The sequence below is a fragment of the Flavicella sediminum genome (assembly GCF_006381105.1).
Classification (GTDB): domain Bacteria; phylum Bacteroidota; class Bacteroidia; order Flavobacteriales; family Flavobacteriaceae; genus Flavicella; species Flavicella sediminum.
In genome coordinates, this window is the sequence record NZ_VDET01000021.1 from 1 (window position 1) to 24,420 (window position 24,420).

Consider the following 24,420-nt stretch of genomic DNA (forward strand, 5'->3'; position numbering starts at 1 on the left):
TAATTCTACTTGGTTATCACCAAGAGCTTTTGCTTTTTCATTGTCCCACAAGTAATCAACGTAATTGAATTTTTTTATAATTGTATCCATAAGAAATATTAATGTATCTGATAACAAATATATTTTAAGAAAATTAAGATTCTGTCCTGTGCTGTACTGCAAAGAGGTTTTTAATTGAATTGTAATAGCTCATTTTCTACCTTATCCTTATCCTTAATTTTGGGTTTACCAAGATGTAATATTTAAGAAAAACTAGGAAATGGCGAGGGGAGTTTTTTTTTGAGTACCGTTGCAAGCATGCTAACTAAAAGAAAGCCATGTAGAACAAATCAAAGAAATATTAGTTCACTATTTCACAAAAAAATAGCGTGCTAATTTCTGTTAATTTAAAAAATAGGGATTACTTTTTTCTACTTTAAAAAAAACAAATTATTTTTTTAGAACCTAGGAATGTTTCCTTAAAAAAATTGCTATAACATCAATTTTTCATATATTTGTGTGCGCACACGAAAAATATTAGGTGTTCAACTTAAAAGTATATAAATGAATTTATTTAATGTAGAGAAGAAAGTAATACTGATCACAGGTGGTGGTGGTGTATTAGGCGGTCAAATGGCTGAGTATTTATTAGGAAATGGCGCAACTGTAGTCATTTTAGATTATAAACAAGAAATTGTTGATGTAGCCATAGAGAGATTTAAAAAAATCAGTCCAAATGTTTTTGGATTTGTTTGTAATGTGTTAGACGAAGCAAGTACGAAAATAGTTTCTGATCAAATTATTGCAGACTTAGGTAAAATTGATGTTCTAATTAATGCAGCTGGAGGAAATATGCCAGGGGCTACTATTGGAGAACATCAAAATATTTTTGATGTAAAAATTGACGATTTTAAAAAAGTAGTCGATTTGAATTTGTTTGGTAGTATCATTCCTTCTTTGGTTTTTGGAAAAGCAATGACAGAAAATAAACAAGGAGTAATTATTAATATTTCTTCAATGACGGCACAAAGTGCTATTACTAGAGTTGTAGGATATTCTGCTTCAAAAGCTGCAATTGATAATTATACCAAATGGTTGTCTGTTGAATTGGCATCGAAGTTTGGAGATGGTATGCGTGTAAATGCGATTGCACCTGGATTTTTTATTGGAAATCAAAACAGAGCATTGTTAACAAATGAAGACGGTACTTATACTGATAGAGCGAATACCATTATTCAAAACACTCCAATGAAACGTTTTGGAGAAGCGGATGAATTAAATGGATCGATTCATTTTTTATGTACGGATGCTTCAAAATTTGTAACAGGAATTGTAATTCCTATTGATGGTGGATTTAGTGCCTTTAGTGGTGTGTAATTAAAAGTTTAGAAAAATGGAACAAACATGGCGTTGGTACGGGCCAAATGATCCCGTACAATTATCAGATATCAAACAAGCAGGGGCAACAGGAGTCGTTTCTGCATTGCATCAAGTGCCAAACGGAGTGGTGTGGTCAAAAGAAGCAATTCTTGAAAGAAAAAATAGTATTGAAGCAGCTGGTCTGACTTGGTCTGTAGTAGAAAGTATTCCTGTACATGAAAATATAAAAACTCGTTCAGGAGATTTTCAGGTCTATATAGAAAATTATAAACAAAGTATCGAAAATTTAGCAAGTTGTGGTATTCACATTGTGTGTTATAATTTTATGCCGGTTTTAGATTGGACAAGAACAGATTTAGAATTTGAAGTAGAGGATGGTTCCAAAGCCTTACGTTTTGATGTGGATGCTTTCGCTGCTTTTGAATTATTCTTATTGAAAAGACCGGGTGCCGAAAATGAATATTCGGGTGCACAAAAAGCCAGAGCTAAAGAATATTTTGATTCGTTAAATGAAGTACGAAAAACAAAATTAGTCAATAATATCATTGCAGGTTTACCAGGAGCGGAAGAAGGTTATACTTTAGATCAGTTCCAACAAATATTGGATACATACAAAGATATTGATGCTGAAAAATTAAAAGAAAATTTAGTAGCTTTTCTAAAGGAAATTATACCCATAGCTTCAAAAAATGAAGTTTTAATGTGTATTCATCCTGATGATCCTCCTTATCAAATTCTTGGTTTGCCTAGAGTAGTAAGTACTGAAGAAGATTATGCTTATTTGTTTGAACAAGTACCAGATATTGCAAATGGAATTACCTATTGTACAGGTTCTTTAGGCGTAAGAGATGATAATAACCTGGTGCAAATTTTTAAAAGATTTGCCGACAGAGTACATTTCTTACATTTAAGAAGTACACAAAGAGATGCCAAAGGTAATTTTTACGAAGCCAATCATTTAGAAGGAGATGTAGATATGTATGGTGTCATCAAGGAAGTGTTGATTGAAGAAAAACGAAGAATTGCTGAAGGAAGAAAAGATGCTTTGATTCCTGTACGACCAGATCATGGTCATCAAATGTTAGACGATTTGTCAAAAAGAACCAACCCTGGTTATTCAGGAATTGGTAGATTGAGAGGTTTGGCTGAATTGAGAGGTTTGGCTCTGGGGATTTCAAAAAGTATGGAAAATGCAATTTAAAAAAGACGCAACAATCGATTTGGAAAATTTATTTCTGAATTCCGAAACGGCTAAAAACTTGTATCATAATTTTGCAGCTAAAATGCCGATCATTGATTATCACAATCATTTATCGGCACAGCAAATTGCAGAAAACAAACCTGTAGAAAATATTACAGATGCTTGGTTGGCCGCAGATCATTACAAATGGCGTGCAATGCGTGCCAACGGAATTGATGAAAATTTTGTGACCGGTTCAGCTTCTAAAAAAGAAAAATTTCAAAAATGGGCAGAAACGGTTCCTTACGCTGTAGGAAATCCTTTATTTCATTGGAATCAATTAGAATTAAAAAGGTATTTTGATATTGATGAAATATTACAAGCTTCAACAGCAGATGCCATTTACGACAGGGCAAATGCAGTTTTAGCGACTAAAACGCCAGCACAATTATTAGAAGATAAGCAAGTGCAACTAGTTTGTACTACTGATGATCCTACAGATTCATTGGAGTACCACCAGCAAATAGCTTCAGGTAATTTTTATACAAAAGTATTGCCAACCTTCAGGTCTGATAATTTGTTTTTTATAGGAGAAGAGAATTTTTCTTCTTATTTAAAGAAATTAGAAACTGTTTCTGGAATTACAATCTCCAGCTTGAAAAGTCTTTGCAAAGCCATTGCGGTGAGAATCGATTTTTTTGAAGAACACGGTTGTAAAATTTCTGACTATGGGATTACAGGAAAATTAGTTATAGAAGAAATTACAGATGAAGAAGTTAGCGCAATTTTTGATCGATTTTTATTAGGAATGCCATTGTCTGATTTGGAAATAGGGAAATATAGAACGTATATTTTGTTTTATTTGGCTCGTAAATACCATGAAAAAGGATGGGCACAACAATACCATTTAGGACCTATAAGAAATAACAACAAGCGTCTGACGGAATTGTTTGGTGCAGATGCAGGTTGCGATTCTATGGGGGATGATTCCATGGCGGCGCCTTTGTCTAAATTTTTAAATCAGTTAGATTATGAAGGGAAATTGGCCAAGACGATTACCTACAATCTAAACCCTGCATATAATGAAGTATTTGCAACCATGATGGGAAATTTTGCCTCTGGTGGTGAAGCAGGAAAAATGCAATGGGGTGCAGCTTGGTGGTTTTTAGATCAAAAAGATGGAATTAAAAAGAATTTGGAAACCTTGGCTAGCTTAGGCTTGTTAAGTCGCTCTTTAGGTATGTTAACCGATAGCAGAAGCTTTTTGTCTTTTCCTAGACATGAATATTACAGAAGAGTTTTATGCGATTTGTTAGGTGATCAAATAGAAAAAGGAGAGCTTCCTAATGATCTAGATTTTTTCGGAAAGTTGGTTGAAAATATTTCATACTACAACACCTTAAATTATTTTCAATTTGACGCGTAAGTAACGAAAAATAATTTATAAAGTTTAAGATGTCAAGTCATACAAATGATTTGGCATTTTTTTTTGTGCATAACAGGCTATTGTAAAAGCTTTCAAATTTTTAGGGCCCTTCCTTTAGCCTGCTAGGGCAATTTTTAGTACTTTTGCAAAAATTAAAATTACAAGAATGCTTACAGTATCTAATCTATCCGTACAATTTGGGAAACGTGTTTTGTTTGATGAAGTCAATACAAAATTTGTACAAGGAAATTGTTATGGAATTATCGGGGCCAATGGTGCAGGTAAATCTACTTTTTTAAAAATATTAACTGGTGAAATGGAGCCTATGTCAGGCCATGTTGCTCTTGAAAAAGGGAAGCGTATGTCTGTGCTGTCACAAGACCATTTTGCTTTTGATGAATTTCCTGTATTGGAAACAGTCATGATGGGAAACAAAGAAATGTTTGCTATTAAAAAAGAGATAGATGATTTGTATGCCAATTATACAGATGAAAACGCTGATAAAATTGGTGAATTGCAAGTAGTTTTTGAAGAAATGGGAGGTTGGACTGCAGAAAGTGATGCAGCAACAATGTTGTCTTCTTTAGGAATTAAAGATGATTTGCATTATACTTTAATGGCAGATATTGATGGTACGCAAAAAGTACGTGTCTTAATTGCACAAGCTTTGTTTGGTAATCCTGATGTATTGATTATGGATGAGCCTACCAATGATTTGGATTTTGAAACCATTGCTTGGTTAGAACATTTCTTAGCAAATTATGAAAATACGGTAATTGTTGTTTCGCATGACCGTCACTTTTTAGATGCGGTTTGTACACACATTTCTGATATTGATTTTGGAAAAGTAAATCAGTATTCTGGGAATTATACTTTCTGGTACGAGTCGAGCCAATTGGCTGCAAAGCAAAGAGCTCAGCAAAATAAAAAATCAGAAGACAAGAAAAAAGAATTAGAAGAGTTTATCCGTCGTTTTTCTGCAAATATGGCCAAGTCTAAACAGGCTACCAGTAGAAAAAAAATGATTGAAAAATTAAATGTAGAAGACATCAAGCCTTCTAGTAGAAGATATCCGGCCATTATTTTTGAAAGAGAAAGAGAAGCGGGAGATCAAATTCTAAATATTGAAAATTTATCTAAGGAATTAGATGGTGAAGTTTTGTTTAAAGATGTAAATATCAATTTAAGCAAAGGAGATAAAGTAGCAATTATTTCTAAAAGTTCGAAAGCTGTTTCTACATTTTACGAAATTATCAATGGGAATTTAGAAGCAGATTCTGGTGAATATTCTTTTGGTGTTACTACCAATCAATCGTATTTACCCTTAGAAAATGCAGCGTTTTTTGAAAATGCAGAATTAGATTTAGTAGACTGGTTACGTCAGTATGCGAAAACAGAAGAAGAAAGAGAAGAAGTTTTCTTAAGAGGATTTTTAGGGAAAATGATTTTTAGTGGTGAAGAAGCTCTAAAAAAATGTAATGTACTTTCTGGAGGTGAAAAAGTTCGTTGTATGTTGTCTAGAATGATGATGAAAAGAGCCAATGTGTTAATGCTAGATGAGCCAACCAATCACTTGGATTTGGAATCGATTCAAGCCTTGAATAATTCGTTAACTAATTTTAAAGGAACCGTACTTTTCTCAACACATGATCATGAGTTTGCACAAACTGTTGCCAATAGAATTATTGAAATTACACCGAAAGGAGTTATTGATAAATATGCAACTTTTGATGAATACTTGTCAGATCCAAAAGTAAAACAACAAAGAAAAGCGATGTATAAATAATTGTTTTTATTAAAACTAAAAAAGGAGATTTTCTATGAGAAGGTCTCCTTTTTTTTATGTCAAGTATTTTGTATTGAATTAAGTGATATATTTAAAACTTAATAATTAACCTAAACCTTAAAAGATGAAAAAATTACTAGTAGTATTCGTTGCCTTATTTATGTCGGTAGCAATCAATGCCCAAGCTAAAAAAAGTATTGAAGATTTTGCAGAGAAAGCAGGACTTACGACGGAACAAGTAACACAAATTAAAGCGCTGAATAAAGAAAAAGTAGCGGCGATTAAGGCAATTAAAGCAGAGAAGTTAGACAAAATGGTGGCTAAAGAAAAAATTAAAGCCATCAATAAAGCTACCGCTCCTAAAATAAGAAAAGTATTAGGAAAAGAGAAAATGAAAGAATATGCTGCTTACTGGAAGAAAGCTAAAAAATAAGAATATTTAAAAATTTCAATGAATTTATAGAGAAACCTTAGGGTTTCTCTATTTTTTTACGTGTACATACATTTTACAAACGCATACAGATATTTGGTTTTAGTGTAAATACTACATTTGAGGCATAACCAAATATGTAACATTAAAATAGAACACCCATGAAAAAATTATTGAGTATTGCCTTATTACTGTTTATAACCGTTTCTGTATCGGCACAAAAAACATCAAAATGGATTGACAAAAAAGCCAAAGTTGTATCTCAAGATATGAAAAAAGTGCTTTCGCTTTCAGATGAACAAACAACGGCTATGTATGATATTGAAGTCGAAAAGCTAGTGGCTATCTATGAAGCTAAAAAGAAAAATGGCGGTAAGAATATTTCTAATGATGCCCACAAAGCTTTGATAGCACCTTTTGTGGCGAAACAAACCGAAGTTGCTGGTGGAAGAAAGAAAATGAATGCCTACTATGTGTATATGAAGGAAAAAAGAGCTAAAAAATAATTCTAAAATAAAGTAAAAGTCCAATCAATTTGATTGGACTTTTTTTTTGAAATAAACTTTAGGAGAGTAGTTTGTTTTCAAGAAATTAATACAGATAGTTTTCCTACTTTTGCAGGGTTATAAAAAGAATATTCGTAGAATTAAAAAACAGAACACATATGTCATTAATAAAATCAATTTCAGGAATTAGAGGAACCATTGGAGGAGGAATCGGCGAGAATTTAACCCCTTTAGATGCTGTAAAATTTGCCAGTGCTTATGGTACTTGGTTGTTGAACAGAAATGCAGGAACTACTTCCGGAAAATTAAAAGTGGTTATTGGTAGAGATGCTCGTATTTCAGGAAAAATGATCAGCAGTTTGGTCAGCAATACTTTGGTTGGATTAGGAATTGATGTGATTGACTTAGGCTTGTCTACCACGCCAACGGTTGAGGTAGCTGTTCCTTTAGAAAAGGCGAATGGTGGAATTATTATCACCGCTTCTCACAATCCAAAACAATGGAATGCATTGAAATTATTAAATGAAGAAGGAGAATTTTTAAATGGTGAAGAAGGCGAGAAAATTTTAGTTTTGGCTGAAAACGATGGCTATTCTTATGCAGAAGTAGATGATTTGGGAGCCTATACAAAAGACAGAACCTATGTTAAAAAACACGTTGATGCTGTTTTAGCTTTGGAATTGGTAGATGTAGAAGCGATTAAAAAAGCAAAATTCAAAGTGGTTTTGGATGCTGTAAATTCTACAGGAGGAATTTTTATTCCTGCTTTGTTAGAGGAATTAGGTGTTGAATGTGTCAAATTATACTGTGAGCCAAATGGTCAATTTCCACACAACCCAGAACCATTGAAAGAACATTTAGGGGATATCTCAGCTTTGGTTGTTAAAGAAAAAGCAGACTTAGGAATTGTTGTCGATCCCGATGTAGATCGGTTGGCTTTGGTAAATGAAGACGGTTCTATGTTTGGTGAAGAATATACCTTGGTAGCTTGTGCTGATTATGTTTTAGGAGAATTAAAAGGAGGAAATACCGTTTCTAACTTGTCTTCTTCTAGGGCTTTAAGAGATGTAACTGAAAAGCATGGCGGAACCTATACAGCAAGTGCTGTTGGTGAAGTAAATGTAGTGATTGCTATGAAAGCAACAAATACGGTTATTGGAGGTGAAGGAAATGGAGGAATTATTTATCCAGAATCACATTATGGTCGTGACTCATTGGTTGGAACAGCATTATTTTTATCACATTTGGCAAAATGTGGTATGTCCTGTAAAGCATTAAGAGCTTCTTACCCAAGTTATTTTATGAGTAAGAACAAAATTCAGTTGACACCAAGTTTAGATGTAGATAAAATTTTGGAAGAAATGGCCAAAAAACACGCTGCTGAGGATGTGAATACGATTGATGGTGTAAAAATTGATTTTCCAACAGAATGGGTACATTTGCGTAAATCAAATACAGAACCTATTATTCGAATTTATACCGAAAGTACTTCTCAAGAAAATGCGGATGCTTTGGCAAATAAAATTATCGACGAAATAAAAGAAATTGCAGGTTTGTAAATTCTGATAAATATCATTTTGAATGCAGTTGACTTGCTTAATTTTGCACTTCAAATAAAGGAAAGGAATAATGAAAAAAATACTAGTATTAGTACTTGTGATGTTGTCAACGGTTGTTTCATCACAAGAACAAGAACCTACGGAAAAAAGAACCAACAAAGGAAGATTCTTTTTGTATTGGGGTTGGAATCGTGGGTATTATACAGATTCGGATATTCGATTTAAAGGAGCGGATTATGATTTTACCTTGTCGGATGTAAAAGCATCAGACAGACCAACAGAATTTACCGTGAATAATTATTTTCACCCAGGTAATATTACCATTCCACAAACAGATTATAGAATTGGGTATTTCTTTAAAGAAAATTATTCCATTTCTATAGGGGTAGATCATATGAAATATGTGGTGGATTATGGACAGGAAGTTGGTATCAATGGTCAAATTGATGCTTCTTATGGAACAGATAAAACCAATTATACAGGAGCGGATACTGAAATTTTAGATGCTGATTTTTTAGAATTTGAACATACGGATGGTTTAAATTATATAAATGTGGAGCTAAGTCGTTTTGATGATGTGAGTCGTTTTTTTGGAATGCACAGCAAAAATTTCTCGATCAATTTATCAGAAGGAGTAGGAGTTGGAGTTTTGTATCCTAGAACCAATACCACGCTTTTAGGAAAAGAAAGACATGATGATTTCCATGTGTCTGGTTTTGGAGTTTCAGCACGTGTGGGCTTAGATATCGCCTACAAAGGATTTTTTATTATGACCGAGTTTAAAACGGGGTATATCAATATGCAAGACATTAAAACATCGACTAGCTCAGCAGATTCTGCAAGTCAGACGTTTGGATATATTCAACCAACACTTGTGTTAGGAGGACGATTTTATCTTAAGAAAAGAAAGAAATAATAGTTTGAATTATAACTGTAAAAAAAATCCTAGTGTTTTACTAGGATTTTTTTTGTGCTTTCTTTTGGAACCTTGTCCATGTGCTTGAAACGTTTGTGTGTCCAAAAATAATACTCAGGTGTTTCTCTGATTTGTTTTTCTACTTTTTCTAAAAACAAATCTGTAATTTCATAATCTGGGGTTCCCTTCGGACTTTCAGCTAAGAGTTCAAAATCTATTTCATAATGACTTCTTTTGACTTTGTTTACGGTCATGTAAATAATAGAAAAATCGTGCTTTTTAGCCAACATCTCTGCACCAGTATGTATGGGTACGGTAACGCCTAAAAAAGGTGCCCAATAATGTGTCTTACGAATTCGTGGAGACTGGTCGCTTAGCAAACCATAAAGGGAATTGATATTGTTTTGTTTGTTTTCAATAATTTTTTTAATGGTAATTGCAGTAGGGATAAAATCAGAACCAAATCGACTGCGATTTTTTTTGATCAACTTGTCGTAATAAGGGTTGGAAAGTTTGGCATAAGCACCTACACAGTTCAAGCTTGTCATACTTTGAATATTAATAATCCATTCCCAATTGGCATAATGTGAGCCCATTAAAATGGCACTTTTATCCAAAGCTTCTATCTTTCTAAATACATCCGAATTTTTGTATTTATAGCGTTTGTTTATTTCTTCTTCAGAAATGGTAAACGATTTGATCATTTCAATAAAAATATCTACAAAATGATGGTAGAATTTTTTTCGAATTTTTTTCAATTCTTTGAGGTCTTTCTCTGGAAAAGAAATTTTTAAATTGTTTAAAACGACTTCCTTTCTATAATTAAAAACATAAAAAAGGAGTACATAAATACAATCAGATAAAAAATGCAATACCCAAAAAGGAAGTATGGAAAACAACCAAATAATAGGATAGGTTAATAAAAATACAATTCGATGCATAGAACATTATAATTTGACTGCAAATATCGGATATAATTTTATCTTTGACTTTAAAATAAACTATAAAAATGGGACAATTAGTTTTAGTATTAATAGCAGTAAACGTACTTATTTCATGGAAAGGATTGAACGATAATTCTTTTTTTGAAAAGTATAAATTTCAAATAGGTCCTATTGCCCATGGCGAAAAGATTAGAATGTTAAGTTCTGGTTTTTTACATGTGGATTATATGCATTTAGGTTTTAATATGTATGCCTTGTATATTTTTGCCGATGTGGTGATGTATAGAATGGGAGCTGTTGCCTTTTTAGTTTTGTATTTCGGAAGCCTTTTTGCTGGTAGCCTACTTTCGTATGTTTACAACAAGGGGAATAGTTATTACAGTGCTGTTGGAGCGTCAGGAGCTGTTTCTGGGGTTGTATACAGCGCCATTATGTTCAATCCTGATATGAACTTGAATTTTATTTTATTTCCTTTTATAGATATTCCTGGCTATGTTTTTGGAGTAGGGTATTTGTTGTATTCTATATATGGAATGAAAAAGCAACTTGGAAATATTGGACATAGCGCTCATTTAGGTGGAGCTATTGGAGGTTTTGTTTGTACTCTAGTATTGGCTCCAGAAATTCTTCAAGAAAATACATTTATGGTTATTCTATTAGCTGTACCCATTGTATTGTTGTTGGTTTTCGAAAAAAAGTTTCAAAAATAAAAAAGCTTCCCGGTTGGGAAGCTTTTTGAGCGAAAGACCAGGTTCGAACTGGCGACATTCAGCTTGGAAGGCTGACGCTCTACCAACTGAGCTACTTTCGCGTTTGGTATTGCGGTTGCAAATATACTACGTTTTTTAAATGTTGCAAGTTTTTTTTTAATAAAATTCACCATCTTTTCGTAACACCTTGATAAAGTGGTACCCATAAATTTCATAGCCTTCATTTAAATAAAATTTATGCGATTTTCTATTTCCTGTATAAGCATTTAGCTCTGTGGCTTCGTATCCAATTTCCTTTGCGTAGTTGTAAATCCACTCAAATAGCTGTTTTCCAAGTTGCTGTCCTCTGAAGGCTTCATCAATGACAACATGGTCGGGTTCTACTGTTTTACCAATATAATGTCTCGTTAAAAACCAAAGTCCGCTGATACCAACCAATTTAGCATCTATATATATACCTATACATTTGTAGTTCTGTGTAGACATATCTTTTAAACGTTCTTTTAAAATGTGTTCAGGGGTCGTTTTGTTTAGTTGTTGTAACAAAGGAATGATTGAGACCAGTTCCTTGGTAGGGATTATTTTTATTATTGGTTTCGTCATAAAAAATAGAAATAGATGAGCTATCAAAAATAGCAAATATTAATTTTTAGAGGCTTTTTAAGGGAAATAAAAATCACTTCAGACTTATGTATCTTTAAATTTGAAATTAGACCATAAAAAAATCTGACACTCCTAAGAGTATCAGATTTTTTATTGGCTTTTTTTCAAGGGGTTATAGACTTTCTCTTTCTTTAGAGAATAATTTTGAATTTGGTTTCTTGGGTAAAGTTTTTTGCCAAGCGCTAATTTTAGTTTTCAAATCGCTAACAACCGAAGTGTTTTGCTCCTTTACATCTGTTTTTTCATAAACATCACTGGCAATATCATAAAGTTCCACATAGCTTAAATCATGATTCGCAACTAATTTCCACTGTGCATCAACTACAGCATAAGATACCCAGTGATAAGGTTTTGTTTGGTTGATCGGCCAATGTGCTCCAATTTTCCAAAATAGTGGTTTTGTTCTGCTCAAATATTTTTCACCCATTAATGTGGCTACCTGACTAAGTCCGTCTGGTTTGTAATTTTCGGGTAGTTTAGCCCCAGCAATTTCACAAAAAGTTGGTAATATATCCACTGCAGAAATTAAAGAAGAATTGTCAACAACTCCTGCTTTTATTTTTCCTGGCCAACGCGCAATAAATGGAACTCCAATACCTCCTTCAAATAAGGCAGCTTTGTATCCTTTTCTACCTCCTGTTATTCCTTTAGAGGCTCCAATACCATAACCAACACCTGTTGCAGTATCTAAATAGGTTTTTAATTCCTTAACTGTAGTTGAGGCTCTTGCTGGGCCGTTGTCAGAACTAAATACAACCAAGGTGTTGTCTGTAATCTTTAATCGATCAAGTGCGTCTAAAACGTCTCCAATTCTATCATCAGCATGAGACAGAACCGAAGCATAGATATTATCAGCTTCTTCCAATTCAGGAAAACGCCATTGGTATTTAGGAACTACATGATGTGGTGTATGTGGTTCATGCATCCATAAGTTTATAAAAAAGGGATTATTTTCTGTGGTGTTCTTTTCTATAAATGCAATGGCATTTTGAGCATCTTCATGCACAGGCATTTGTTCTCCAGAGCAATTAAAAGCGCCATAGGTATCATAGCCATATTTAATTGGAGTTGGTGAGTCTGGAATCATATTGTTTGAAAGATGCCATTTACCAAAATGAGCCGTTGCATAACCACTTTCTTGTAACAATCGAGGCAATAAAGTGGTTTCGTAATCTAACCAATCGGGCATGTTTCTTTTAGCATTACTTGGTACCCAAGCAAAATGGCCGTCAATATTATGTCTAGCAGGAAATTGTCCGGTCATAATAGCTGCTCTACTTGGAGAACACACTCCACTGGCAACGGTAAATCGTTGAAAATCGGTTCCTTCTTTTACCAATCTGTCTATATTTGGTGTTTTTACGTAAGGATGACCATGGGCGCTTAAATCTCCCCACCCCCAATCATCGGTAAAAATAAAAATAATATTAGGTCTAGATTCTGTGCTTTCTGCTGTTTTGTTATGGGTTTCTTGTTTACAGCTAAAAAATAGCAGGCTTGTACAAAAGCAATAGTGTAGTAGTTTTTTAAAGTGCATATGTATAGGTTTTTAACAAAAGTATTTAATTCAAAAAAAAGGGAGTTGCTCAATTACTATTATTTCGTTCTCATTTCAATCATCTTAAAAAAAGTATGATAGATAGTGGTTTTAAGCTAGAGGATCTAGGTCTTAATGGGCTAGTTTGTTTTATAAAAAGTGTTTAAAAGGTCCGTTTTTAGTAGGTTTTTATAGGGAATACAATAATTCAGCAATTTATTGGGTCATTAGAGAAAGCTAATTGGTATTGAATTTATGATTTTTACATTTAAATATCGGAACATGAAAATTAGAACGCTACCCTTTCTCGTTTTTGGAATTTTGCTTTTTTTTATTTCTTGTAAAAAAGAGGTTGCCATTCTAGAATCGACGTTTATCAAAGCTCAAGAACCAGGAGCTTATATTTTGGATGCACCTGAAGATTGGTGGCATTGGTGTATGGCACCTATTTACGACAGCTCAGAAAAATTGCATGTGTTTATGTCGGCAATTCCAAAAGATGGAAGTTGGAGTAGAGATAGTAAAATTGTACATTATACGGCAAATTCACCAAAAGGACCTTATACGTTTGTGGACACTACTTTTACAAGTAAAACACATACCTATCACAATCCACAAATATCACAAGTAGATGATACCTTTGTTTTGGTTTATCTGTTGAAAAATAGAGATACCCCTGGTGAAAATCAGGAAATAGGTATTGCTACAGCAGCTTCTTTAAATGGGCCTTGGACAGAAAGTCCTTTCAATCCAATTATAAAAGCTTCGGGGAAACAAGGCAATGGCGCTACTATTGTACATGCTTCCAATCCAACTTTTGTTAAGGATAAAGATGGAAAATATAGAATATATTACAAGTCAATGACAGATGCTTATGGTTCAAAAAGATTTCGAGAAATTTCGTTAGCAACGAGTACTAAAATTGAAGGACCCTATGTCAATTATGAAAAAAATCCATTGATAAGTTATGCCGATAAAGGTTTAGACATTGAAGATTGTTATGCTTTTTTATACAAAGATTCTTATTTTATGATTGTTGAAGACCGAAAAGGTATAAAAGATATGTTGGATGGGAACTTGGTAAAGCCAGGAAGACCAGGAGGGTGGCGTCCGGGACTGATTTATAAATCGGACGATGGTTTGGAGTGGGAAAGACCAGAAATAGGGTATAAAACAAACAAACAATATTTTGGCGACAAATTGGCTAGAACAGAACGTCCGCATATTTTATGGAAAAATGGAGCTCCTGAATATCTTTTTCTTGCCTGTCACGATGATGATCCCTCTGCGGGTTTTTATGTGAAGATAAATGATTGGATTCCGAATTAAATTGATATATATAGCTGTGTTAAAAAGTAAAGATTACATGATGAAACTAATAAAAAAAGCAAGTTTTGTTTGCCTGAGTTTTCTTGCAATTTCTTGCGCCTCTTTGCAAGGGCAAACCACTTGGGAAAATAGTGATGGGAGTCATTTTCAACCGAAGGAATTTTATCCCAAATTTAGTTGGGAATCAACGCCCATGTATTATATGTTTGGAGATCCAAAAAGAGTTCTGACATCGAAGGAAATTAAATTTATAACGGAGCGAACAGAATTTATTTGTATTGAAAAGTCACATGGATTGCGACAGTTAGGTGCTGCAGAATTGGGGGCTAAACACGAAATAGCAGCCATTAAGAAAGTCAATCCCAAAATAAAAGTGCTTTTCTATTTCAATTCAGCCTATGCATGGCCATTTACCTCGTATAATAAAAATTTCACGTATAAAACGATAGAACAGCATCCAGAATTAAAGAAGTTTTTAATCTTAGATCCTAAAACTTCGGAATTGGAACAACGTGATCAGACTTTTTATTTTGATGTTTTAAATCCAGAATTTCGTGATTGGTGGGTAGCTACCGTAGCAAAAGGTGTTGAGTTTTCTGGAGCTGATGGGGCTTTTATAGATCAAATGCATGGTTTTGCTTGGTTGCGACAAGACAAAAGCAAGGAAGTACAGAAAGCCATGGGAATGATGATGGCAGCACTAAAAGAAAAATTAGGGCCTCAAAAAATACTCTTGGGAAATAATGCCCATGTAAGGGCTGCACAGTATGTTTTTCCTTCAATTGATGCCAATATGTTTGAGCATTATAAAACAGAATTTATAAGTAAAGAAAGCCTCGTAAAAGATTGGGCAGATATGTTGCGAATTTCGCAAGCAGGAAAAATGTCCATTTTTAGAATAGGTGTTGAATACACAAAAACGGCCCAAAAAAATAAACAATTTTATAAAGGAAGAAGTCGGAATGAAAGGTTTGTCGTTCTTGCGAAAGAAAAAGTAGCATTTTATCATGCCTGTTACTTAATAGGGGCACAACCTTATTCTTATTTTCAATATGGCTGGGGTTGGCAGCTTTCACATGGTTCTTTGGTAGATTTTCCGGAGTTTCAAAAAAAATTAGGCGCACCTAAAGGAGCTTATGTCAGAAAATCGGACAAAGAATGGGAGTTTACCCGGGAATTTGAACACGCCTCCGTTTGGGTGGATTTGGAGAAAGAGCAAGCTGAGATAAAATGGAAATAATGAAAAACACCTAGTTTGATTTCTTAAAGAAAGAGAATTTATGGGCAGATGTAGATAGAGTTAGGAAAATATAATTAATTTTATCAGTTCGCAATAGACAGCTTTACTATAAACAGAAGATTACTATTTTTTAATAGAACAAAATATGAAACAAATTCTTTGGGCATTGTTAACACTTATCCTCGTTTTCAATGGGCACTCTCAAGAGATAAATTTTTTACAAGCTCCAGAAAATCAACAACTTTATGCTAGAGATACAACGAATTCCGCCGAAGTTTTTCTGGAAGGAGAATTTAAAGAAAAAGCAAAGTCTAAATATATTGTTTTAAAAGTTTTTAAAAACGATAAACTGTTTGCCTCACAAAAATCACGAATAAAAAAGAACAAATTTGCAATTTCTACAAAAATTGAGGCAGGTTTACATCAATATAGATTTGAGCTGTATATAAAAAATAAAAAACAAGAGAAGCTTTGTTTTGTTGCCGATGATGTGGTCTGTGGAGATGCATATATTATTACCGGACAGTCTAATTCTCATGCCAGTAGCACCTTGTCAACCTATAGCAATCCTTTTTGTAGAAGTTTTGGTGTAAAAACAGGTTATAAAAGTTATACGGAAGCACATAAAAAAATAAGATGGGGCTTAGCTACCGGAAATTGTCCAGATTTAAAACGAGAAATTGGAGGATGGTTTACCGTAAATCCTTTGGGTGTTGGCGTTTGGGGAATGGAGCTAATGCGACTTTTGGTTGAAAAACATCAAATGCCAGTTTGTATTATAAATGGTGGAAGTGGATCTTCATCGATAGAACAAAACATGAAAAAAACATCCAAACCTACTTTGGATACTAGTTTTGGTCGGTTAGCATATCGTGTTGAACAAGCGGGATTAAAAAATAAAATAAAAGCTATTTTCTGGCATCAAGGAGAGTCTAATTCAAATACAGAAAAAAGTTACAAAGCCTATGCGGCTAATTTTGATACGCTTTTAACGGATTGGAAAAAGGAATACAACAGTCTTGAAAAAATATATCTATTTCAATTACATCCCGGTTGCGGAAAACAGGCGGTATCGTTTCATGCGGAATTAAGAGAAGTACAAAATCAGTTGGTAGAAAAATACGATATGTTGGAAATTATGTCGACTCTAGGAGTACCTGGACATGATGGCTGTCATTTTTCATACAAAGGCTATTTAGAGTTTGCCAATCGAATTTTTCCTTTGGTGTCTAGAGATTTTTATGGAGTAAAAGTAACTCATACAATAACACCACCAACGTTGCTAGAAGCAAGTTATAAAAGCCCTAAACAAATAGTGTTAAGCTTCGATCAACCTTTATACTTAGAAGAAAAGAAGGAGGTAAATGGAGTGCGCTATTTCTTAAAAGATCAGTTTTTCTTTAGCAATGAACAAGGAAAAACCAATGCAATAGAAAAAGTTGAAAATATTAAAGTTGTTGGAAATACGTTGATAATTTCCTTGGTATATGACGCAACCTACAAATACATTAGCTATTTGCCAGGTAAATTTTATACAGGTACCAAAGTTATTTATAACGGACCTTGGCTATTTGGTAAAGAAAATAATATTGGTGCCTTAAGTTTTTATCAAAGGCCTATTAAAACAATTGAAAAAAAAATAGTTCAAAAAAAACAAAATGATTTTAAAGGCTTCCAAATGATAACGGCAGCTTTAAATGGTGTCAACTACAAAGTTGTACTTCCTAAAAAAGCCAATAAAAATAGAGATTGGATTTGGAGAGCACGTTTTTGGGGACATGAACCTCAAACAGATATTGCCTTGTTAGAAAAAGGTTTTCATTTGGTGTATATAGAAGTTGCAGGTTTGTTTGGGAATGAAAAAGCACTGCGTATTTGGGATGATTTTTATGGGTTGATGACTACAAAATACCAATTGAATTCAAAAGTAGTTTTGGAAGGAATGAGTAGAGGTGGTTTGATTGTTTTTAATTGGGCAAATAAAAATGCTTCAAAAGTGGCTTGTATGTATGTCGATGCTCCTGTGTGCGATTTTAAAAGTTGGCCAGCTGGCAAAGGTTTAGGTGAAGGTTCTGCAGGTGCTTGGAAATCGTGTTTAAAAGTATATGGTTTTTCTGAAGAAGAAGCAATGGGATACAAAGGGAATCCGGTAGATCATTTAGAGAATATTGCGCTGAATAAAGTACCTGTTTTAAGTGTTGTTGGAAATGCGGATAAGGTAGTTCCTGTTTCAGAAAACTCATTGCTTGTTCAAAAAAAATTACAACAACTCGGTTGGGATGCAACCATCATTGGCAAACCAGGAATCGGTCATCATCCTCATTCTTTAAAAGATCCTAAACCAATTGTCGATTTTATTTTAGAACATACAGGGAATTCAATCAAATAATACTATTCGGAGTTTTATTTGATGGCTAACTTCTTTAGAGATGAAAACTTGGGTTTTTATAGTTTAAAAAGAGTTGCTTTTATAAAAGAATGTTCTGCTTCTGTGTTGTGCTCGTTTACTTATGTGGATAGCATTTTTTTGAGACAAACCGCTTTGGTCCAATAGGAAATACTGTATTTGCAGTAATAAAGAAAGTTCTTGATTGATTAGAGAAAGAGTTTCATGGAAAACGAGCTTATCTTTGCTAAAAAAGATAGCTGGAGGAGTAATACGTTGCCTTTTAATTGCGATTGTCTTTTAATAATTAGAATTCAGAAAATTATGAATAAAATTAAAAGGCATGCCCTTTTTTTAGCAGTACTTCTTGCTATATCCTTGAGTTCCTATGCACAAAACAAAAAACAGGGAACAACGAAAAAAACTAATATAATATTTATTTTGGCAGATGATTTGGGCTATGGAGATATTTCTAGCTACAATGAAAATTCAAAAATAAATACGGCACATATAGACAAGTTGGCTTCTCAAGGCGTTCTGTTTACAGATGCACATACTAGCAGTTCTGTTTGCACGCCTACACGTTATGGAATTTTAACAGGACGTTACAATTGGCGTTCAAAATTAAAATCGGGAGTGATCAAAGGTTTTAGCACAGCTTTAATTCAGCAAGACAGGGCTACCATAGGAGATGTACTCAAATCAAATGGTTATAAAACGGCGGCAATTGGTAAATGGCATTTAGGTTGGGATTGGGCAAATATTGAAGCAGGAGAATCAAAAGTCAATTATTCTAAAAAAATTAAAAACGGACCTACAACACTTGGTTTTGATTATTGGTTTGGTTTCTGTGGTTCTTTAGATATGGAGCCCTATGTTTGGGTAGAAAATGAGCAACCGACTATGGTTCCTACTAAATTTACACAAAATACAGGACAAGCGATGTGGAGGAAAGGACTGACTTCGGATGATTTTGATCATGAGCAAGTCTTGCCGAAAATTACTGCTAAAACAGTCACCTATATTCAGGAAAACGCAAATGGAGAAAAACCATTTTTCTTATACATGCCTTTGCCAGCTCCCCATACACCTATTTTACCAACCCCTGAGTTTAAAGGGAAAAGTGGTTTAGACAATCCTTATGGTGATTTTGTATTGATGGTAGATGCAGTGGTAGGAGCAGTGATGAAAGCTTTGGAAGATCAGGGAATCGCTGACAATACCATGGTGGTTTTTACGAGTGATAACGGATGTTCTAATCAAGCAAATTTTAAACAATTAGCGAAAAAAGGACACGATCCTAGTTATGTTTTTAGAGGACATAAAGCCGATATTTTTGAAGGAGGACATCGGGTGCCATTTATTGTTCGTTGGCCTGAAGAAGTCAAAGCAGGAACTTCGAATCAATTGGTGTGTACCACAGATTTTTTTGCAACAGTAACGGATGTTTTAGGACTAAAAATTGAAGACAATGTAGCGGAAGATAGTTTTAGTTTTTTAGCTGCCTTAAAGGTAAAATCCAAAGCGGAGGTTCGAGAAAGCATTGTACATCATTCTATAAATGGTTCCTTTGCGTATCGTAAAAATAATTGGAAAGCCGTTTTTTGTCCAGGTTCTGGTGGTTGGAGTTTTCCAAGACCAAATTCAAAAGAAGCCAAAGCTTTACCAAAATTTCAATTGTACAATTTGAAAAAAGATATGGGTGAAGAAGATAATTTAGAAAATAAAAAACCTGAATTATTAGAAAAATACCGTGATGAATTGGCACAGCTTGTTTTAAAAGGAAGAAGTACGAAAGGTGCGGTTCAAAAAAATGACGGTGCTGAACGTTGGAAGCAGTTAAGTTGGATGCAAGACAAATAATAGAAGAATAAAATAGCGCAATACAAATTAAAATAAATAAAAACCATGAAGTTAAAACAATTTTTTAAACTCCCTGAAAATCAATTCAAAAAGGGAATTAATTCAACCTCTTATTTCTTGCTTTTATTTGCATTGTTTTCTTTCGTTTCTTGCAAAGAAAAAGAAGGAAAGACTGCAGGTGAAAAAAAGAAACCGAATATTGTTTTTGTAATTACCGATGATCAAGGGTATGGAGATTTAGGACATACAGGAAATCCGATTATCAAAACACCTACCATTGATAAATTTGCAACTGAGTCTGTGAGTTTAACAAATTACCATGTGGGTACTACATGTGCACCTACTAGAGCAGGTTTGCTAACAGGAAGAAATTGCAATAGAAATGGAGTTTGGCATACCATTATGGGGGCTTCTATGTTGAATAGAGAAGAAGTTACGATGGCAGATGTGTTGCAGCAATCTGGCTATAAAACAGGTATGTTTGGAAAATGGCATTTGGGAGATAACCATCCGTTTAGACCGTATGAAAGAGGTTTTGATGAAGCTTTTTACCACGGTGGTGGTGGGGTGGGTCAAACACCAGATTATTGGGATAATGATTATTTTGATGATTCTTACTACAGAAATGGTGTTCCAGAAAAACAAGAAGGCTATTGTACTGATATTTGGTTTGATGAAGCCATGCGTTTTATTGAAGCTAAAAAAGAAGATCCTTTCTTTTGTTATTTGAGTTTAAATGCTCCACATGGTCCTTATAATGTGCCTAAAGAGTATTATGATATGTACAAAGATGAAACTGCTATTAGTGAAAAACAAAAGCGTTTTTATGGAATGATTACCAATATTGATGACAATTTTTCTAAGTTGTTGACTAAATTGGAAAGCCTTGGAATTGCTGACAATACAATTATTGTTTTTACAACAGATAACGGAACAGCTAGAGGTTATAAAGTTGATGAGAAATCAAATAAATTACTAGGCTACAATGCTGGAATGCGTGGTACTAAAGGAAGTGAGTATGACGGAGGTCATCGTGTACCTTTTATTGTTAGATGGCCAGATGGTGGTTTGACAGGAGGAAAAAGCTTGGGGAACTTAGTAGCACATGTAGATATGTTACCAACGTTTATGGGCTTAACAGGACAAAAATTTACTCCAACAAAAACCATGGATGGTGCAGATTTGAGTTCTTATTTATTAGGAACAGCTGAAGCTCCTAAAAGATATTTAGTAACAGATACACAGCGTGTGCCTTGGCCTGTAAAAGGAAAGAACAGTTGCGTGATGGATGATAACTGGAGATTGATCAAAGGACGTGAGTTGTATAATATTTCTGAAGATCCGGGACAGGAACATAATATTGCCGATGCACATCCTGAAAAAGTAGCAGAAATGAATGCTTTTTATGAAAGTTGGTGGAAAGACGTTATCAAGGAAACAAAATTTTCTGTGATTAATTTAGGTGTGGATAAAATAGATGCTTTGTCTTGTCATGATGCACGTACAATAGATTTTTACCCACCTTGGAACCAACAATTAATTAGAGCTGGTAAACCTATGGAGCCTGCTCCATTTACGGTAAACTTTGTAAAAGCAGGTAAGTATAAATTTCATTTAAGAAGATGGCCAGCAGAAAGTGGCTTGGCACTTGGTGCAGATTTGAAAGATGGAAGAGCAGCTACCTCACATACAGAAGAAATTGTGAATGGAAATGCATTGAAGTTTAAAAAAGCTTATTTAAAAATAGGGAAAAACAAAGTAGAAGTAGCTGTAGATAATAAGGCAACAGCGGCTGTATTAGAAATGGAAGTTGCTGAAGGTGAAACAGAGCTACTAGCTTATTTTGATATGCTTAACGGAAAACCTTGCAATGCGTTTTATATTGATGTTGAAAAAATAGACTAAAGATTTATCCTTTTTACGATAAGCGTATTTCAGAAAAGGTCATTCTAAATGTATTTAGAATGACCTTTTTTTGTACACCAAAGTATCTGATTTTATAAAACTTTCTTTCTCTATAGGAGGGTGAAGGAAGCTATGAATTCTTTTTTATCCGACTTACAACTCATCAACCATGCATACATTGTTTTAATTTGTTTGGTGAATTTTACGCCACTTATATTTCAAATTGAGTTCCTGCTAATTGAAGGTTGATGTCGTTTTTGTCAAGTTGCTAAATGGGTACAGTATAAAAAAACTTAGTAACGAAACTGATTGTATAGCTACCAATGAATGCAATTGTTGAATATCGCAAATGGAGTCATGTCTGAATGTGTTTTAACTTAAGGCTTCAGGTATTGGTTAGCGTGTATTTACAAGGTAAATATCTATTGGATAAGAGGAATATACGTTAAGTAATTGGTCTTATTGAAAAAGGCTATTGGAGAATGCTCTATATAGTCTTACACAAAGTATAGCTTGATGTGGCAAGGAGTTTATTGTACCCGTATAGTTGTATATAGGAGGGGGGAAAAGTGTAACGACACAAATATTTTATTCTGAGTAGCGATAAATGATTTTAGGGAAAAAATAAATGCTAGTCGTTCAAAAATAACGTGCCGTTATACTAAGTTACGCAGGGGTAGTAGCGTTCTAAGGTGTGGATATAATATTATTTTTTTATAAGCTTTAGAGAGGGGCTAATAAACACCTTCCAGTTTTTTTATTTAAGTGAAATTTTGTTCCAACTAAATATTGGGCTGTTTTTTAAAGGAACCATATGTATGGAAACAAATCAAAAACAAGTGGCAACTTTTAGTTGGAACGATATTTTTTATTTAATGATTTACAGGAACTAAAACAATCGATTTTAAGCTAGATGATTTAGGATTTCCTTCCACTAAAGAAACAGAAATGCTATGTTTTCCAGGTTTTTTAAACTCTAAAATCCCCATTTTGTAATCAACGTATTTTGCCGTTGCAGCTTGTTGATTTTGAATACGAATGTCTTCATCTGTTTCAATTTTCCATACCAATCTGTCTTCACCAGCATAACAAAGATTTACATAGTAATATCCAGCTTTTTGAACATTTACATCCCAAGTAACCTGACCATTTTTTTCCCAATTACCAACTTGATTGGCATGTTTCCATTCTCCAAACTTTTCCATCCAACGGATGTTCTTTTGCTCCGCATTGCTAACGTTTCCAAATTCAGTAATTAATTCAGTTTCTCTATTTGGGTAAATTCCTAATTCTTTGTCATCAACTGCTACTTTAGTTTTACTGGTCAACTCAATAATAGAAATAAGTTTTTCTGGTGCTTTAAATGGTACGTCAAAAACAACCCAATTATCTTTAGTTTGTGTGAATTTAATTTTCACACTTTTCCCTTCTGGATTTAAAATTTTTGCCGATTTAATTTTTGTCTTTACACCAGGTACGTATAATTTTCCATCCGTAGGCCAATCTGAAACCGCTAAAAACATAGCATTGTCTTTCGTTGTTACATCACCCCAAGGTAATTTGTATTCCCAAGGAGAAGGATCAGCATCATAAACAACTTGTGGGTAACGTTTCAACCATTTTCCAGTCTCTCTTAAAAATTCAGCACCAATTTCAGGAACTGTACCTAAATTGTTTGGCCCTACATTAAATAAGTAAGAACCTCCACGTGCCACAGTTTCTACCAATCTTGATAAAATGACTTTAGGACTCTTAAAATTATTGTCGTACCAAGCATACGACCAAGAATCGTTATTGGTATCACAGGTTTCCCATAAACCATTAATTCGTTTGGTTGGAACCTCCATATCACCTACACTGGCATAATCTCCTAATCCGTAACCAACTCTACTACACATCATTGCCTTAGGTTGTAATTCTCTGACCATAGCCGCTAATTCTACGACGTATTCTTTTTTCATATCACCAGGGGTATCAAACCATACAAAATCTATTTGACCATAGTTTGTACAAATTTCTTTAACCTGGGGTTTACATTTGTTATAGAAATAGTCTTTAAAAGTAGCTTCTTTACCATTGGCATCTGTTTTTGGCCCTCTAGCTCCTCCAGGAGTTGTCCAGTCTTGATTGTGTGAATAGTAAAAACCAAATCCAAGTCCAAGTTCATGACAAGCATTTGATAATTCATGCATCGGGTCTCTTCCAAATGGACTAGCATCTACAATGTCGAAATCACTTACTTTTGAGTCAAACATGGCAAAACCTTCATGATGCTTACTTGTAATAACAATGTATTTCATTCCGGCATCTTTTGCCAATTGTGCTATTTTTTTTGCATCAAATTCTGTTGGGTTAAAATCATTGGCAATTTTTTTATAATCGGCAACAGGAATACCTGCCATTCTAGGATTCATAATCCATTCGCCAATACCATAATATGTTTTATCATTCCATACGCCACCTAAATTGGAAAATAAACCCCAATGGATAAACATACCAAAATTGCTTTCGTCAAAGAATTTTCCTTTTCCATTTTTTAAGGCATCTATTGAAACGCTGGTTTCACCCCACATTTCTTCCATTCCTTTCTCTTTCTTGTCTTGAGAAAAGCTTAGGTTTGAAATACATAAAACCGCTAAAACTAACAATACGTATTTGTTTCTATTTTTTAAAATCATCTC

The 24,420-nt window shown here is 34.0% G+C and carries 18 protein-coding genes and 1 tRNA gene; 14 read left to right on the forward strand and 5 right to left on the reverse strand.

The window, feature by feature from the left end; all coding sequences use genetic code 11:
- Positions 1–543 precede the first annotated feature (543 nt).
- The 8 genes from FGM02_RS15585 to FGM02_RS15620 all read left to right on the forward strand — a co-directional run bounded on the left by FGM02_RS15585 (position 544) and on the right by FGM02_RS15620 (position 9,162).
- The gene (locus FGM02_RS15585; RefSeq protein ID WP_139959430.1) at positions 544–1,356 is read left to right on the forward strand and encodes an SDR family oxidoreductase; all 813 of its coding nucleotides are present in this window, start codon (positions 544–546) and stop codon (positions 1,354–1,356) included.
- 16 nt (positions 1,357–1,372) lie between these two features.
- Positions 1,373–2,560 carry a mannonate dehydratase gene (gene uxuA / locus FGM02_RS15590; RefSeq protein ID WP_139959431.1) on the forward strand — a complete coding sequence of 396 codons (1,188 nt, stop codon included), beginning with the start codon at positions 1,373–1,375 and terminating at the stop codon, positions 2,558–2,560.
- Positions 2,550–3,965 carry a glucuronate isomerase gene (gene uxaC / locus FGM02_RS15595; protein ID WP_139959432.1) on the forward strand — a complete coding sequence of 472 codons (1,416 nt, stop codon included), beginning with the start codon at positions 2,550–2,552 and terminating at the stop codon, positions 3,963–3,965. The genes uxuA and uxaC overlap by 11 nt, the downstream gene beginning before the upstream one ends.
- A gap of 166 nt (positions 3,966–4,131) precedes the next feature.
- Positions 4,132–5,751 carry an ABC-F family ATP-binding cassette domain-containing protein gene (locus tag FGM02_RS15600; protein WP_139959433.1) on the forward strand — a complete coding sequence of 540 codons (1,620 nt, stop codon included), beginning with the start codon at positions 4,132–4,134 and terminating at the stop codon, positions 5,749–5,751.
- Between the two features lie 124 nt (positions 5,752–5,875).
- Positions 5,876–6,184 carry a hypothetical protein gene (locus FGM02_RS15605; RefSeq protein ID WP_139959434.1) on the forward strand — a complete coding sequence of 103 codons (309 nt, stop codon included), beginning with the start codon at positions 5,876–5,878 and terminating at the stop codon, positions 6,182–6,184.
- A 158-nt stretch (positions 6,185–6,342) separates the two neighbouring features.
- Entirely contained in the window at positions 6,343–6,687 is a 345-nt protein-coding gene (locus FGM02_RS15610) for a hypothetical protein (RefSeq protein WP_139959435.1), read from the forward strand.
- A gap of 158 nt (positions 6,688–6,845) precedes the next feature.
- Positions 6,846–8,246 carry a phosphoglucosamine mutase gene (gene glmM / locus FGM02_RS15615; protein WP_139959436.1) on the forward strand — a complete coding sequence of 467 codons (1,401 nt, stop codon included), beginning with the start codon at positions 6,846–6,848 and terminating at the stop codon, positions 8,244–8,246.
- A 70-nt stretch (positions 8,247–8,316) separates the two neighbouring features.
- Entirely contained in the window at positions 8,317–9,162 is an 846-nt protein-coding gene (locus FGM02_RS15620) for a hypothetical protein (RefSeq protein ID WP_208021531.1), read from the forward strand.
- Positions 9,163–9,191: 29 nt separating this feature from the next.
- Here FGM02_RS15620 and FGM02_RS15625 read toward each other — a convergent pair whose 3' ends face one another.
- Positions 9,192–10,103: a lysophospholipid acyltransferase family protein gene (locus tag FGM02_RS15625; RefSeq protein WP_139959437.1), complete on the reverse strand. Its 912-nt coding sequence runs from the start codon at positions 10,101–10,103 to the stop codon at positions 9,192–9,194.
- A gap of 68 nt (positions 10,104–10,171) precedes the next feature.
- Here FGM02_RS15625 and FGM02_RS15630 point away from each other — a divergent pair, with 68 nt between their 5' ends.
- Entirely contained in the window at positions 10,172–10,816 is a 645-nt protein-coding gene (locus tag FGM02_RS15630) for a rhomboid family intramembrane serine protease (RefSeq protein ID WP_139959438.1), read from the forward strand.
- 28 nt (positions 10,817–10,844) lie between these two features.
- Here the strand turns inward: FGM02_RS15630 and FGM02_RS15635 are convergent.
- The 3 genes from FGM02_RS15635 to FGM02_RS15645 form a co-directional block, all read right to left on the reverse strand.
- Positions 10,845–10,917 (reverse strand) — tRNA-Gly (locus tag FGM02_RS15635).
- Between the two features lie 55 nt (positions 10,918–10,972).
- Entirely contained in the window at positions 10,973–11,419 is a 447-nt protein-coding gene (locus FGM02_RS15640; RefSeq protein WP_139959439.1) for a GNAT family N-acetyltransferase, read from the reverse strand.
- Between the two features lie 172 nt (positions 11,420–11,591).
- Positions 11,592–13,016 (reverse strand): sulfatase-like hydrolase/transferase, encoded by a 1,425-nt coding sequence (locus tag FGM02_RS15645; protein WP_139959440.1) that lies wholly within the window; start codon positions 13,014–13,016, stop codon positions 11,592–11,594.
- Positions 13,017–13,298: 282 nt separating this feature from the next.
- Between FGM02_RS15645 and FGM02_RS15650 the strand changes: the two genes are divergently transcribed.
- From FGM02_RS15650 to FGM02_RS15670, 5 genes are all read left to right on the forward strand, one after another.
- Entirely contained in the window at positions 13,299–14,345 is a 1,047-nt protein-coding gene (locus FGM02_RS15650) for a glycoside hydrolase family protein (RefSeq protein ID WP_139959441.1), read from the forward strand.
- Positions 14,346–14,382: 37 nt separating this feature from the next.
- Positions 14,383–15,585, forward strand: coding sequence for a putative glycoside hydrolase (locus FGM02_RS15655; protein WP_208021532.1), 1,203 nt, complete (start codon positions 14,383–14,385; stop codon positions 15,583–15,585).
- 145 nt (positions 15,586–15,730) lie between these two features.
- On the forward strand, positions 15,731–17,974 hold the full coding sequence (locus tag FGM02_RS15660) for a sialate O-acetylesterase (protein ID WP_139959443.1): 2,244 nt from the start codon (positions 15,731–15,733) through the stop codon (positions 17,972–17,974).
- 321 nt (positions 17,975–18,295) lie between these two features.
- The gene (locus FGM02_RS15665; RefSeq protein ID WP_139959444.1) at positions 18,296–19,834 is read left to right on the forward strand and encodes a sulfatase family protein; all 1,539 of its coding nucleotides are present in this window, start codon (positions 18,296–18,298) and stop codon (positions 19,832–19,834) included.
- Positions 19,835–19,879: 45 nt separating this feature from the next.
- Complete coding sequence (locus tag FGM02_RS15670; RefSeq protein WP_139959445.1) at positions 19,880–21,739, forward strand: arylsulfatase; 1,860 nt, start codon at positions 19,880–19,882, stop codon at positions 21,737–21,739.
- Positions 21,740–22,611: 872 nt separating this feature from the next.
- Here the strand turns inward: FGM02_RS15670 and FGM02_RS15675 are convergent.
- Positions 22,612–24,417, reverse strand: coding sequence for an alpha-L-fucosidase (locus FGM02_RS15675; protein ID WP_139959446.1), 1,806 nt, complete (start codon positions 24,415–24,417; stop codon positions 22,612–22,614).
- Between the last annotated feature and the right edge of the window lie 3 nt (positions 24,418–24,420).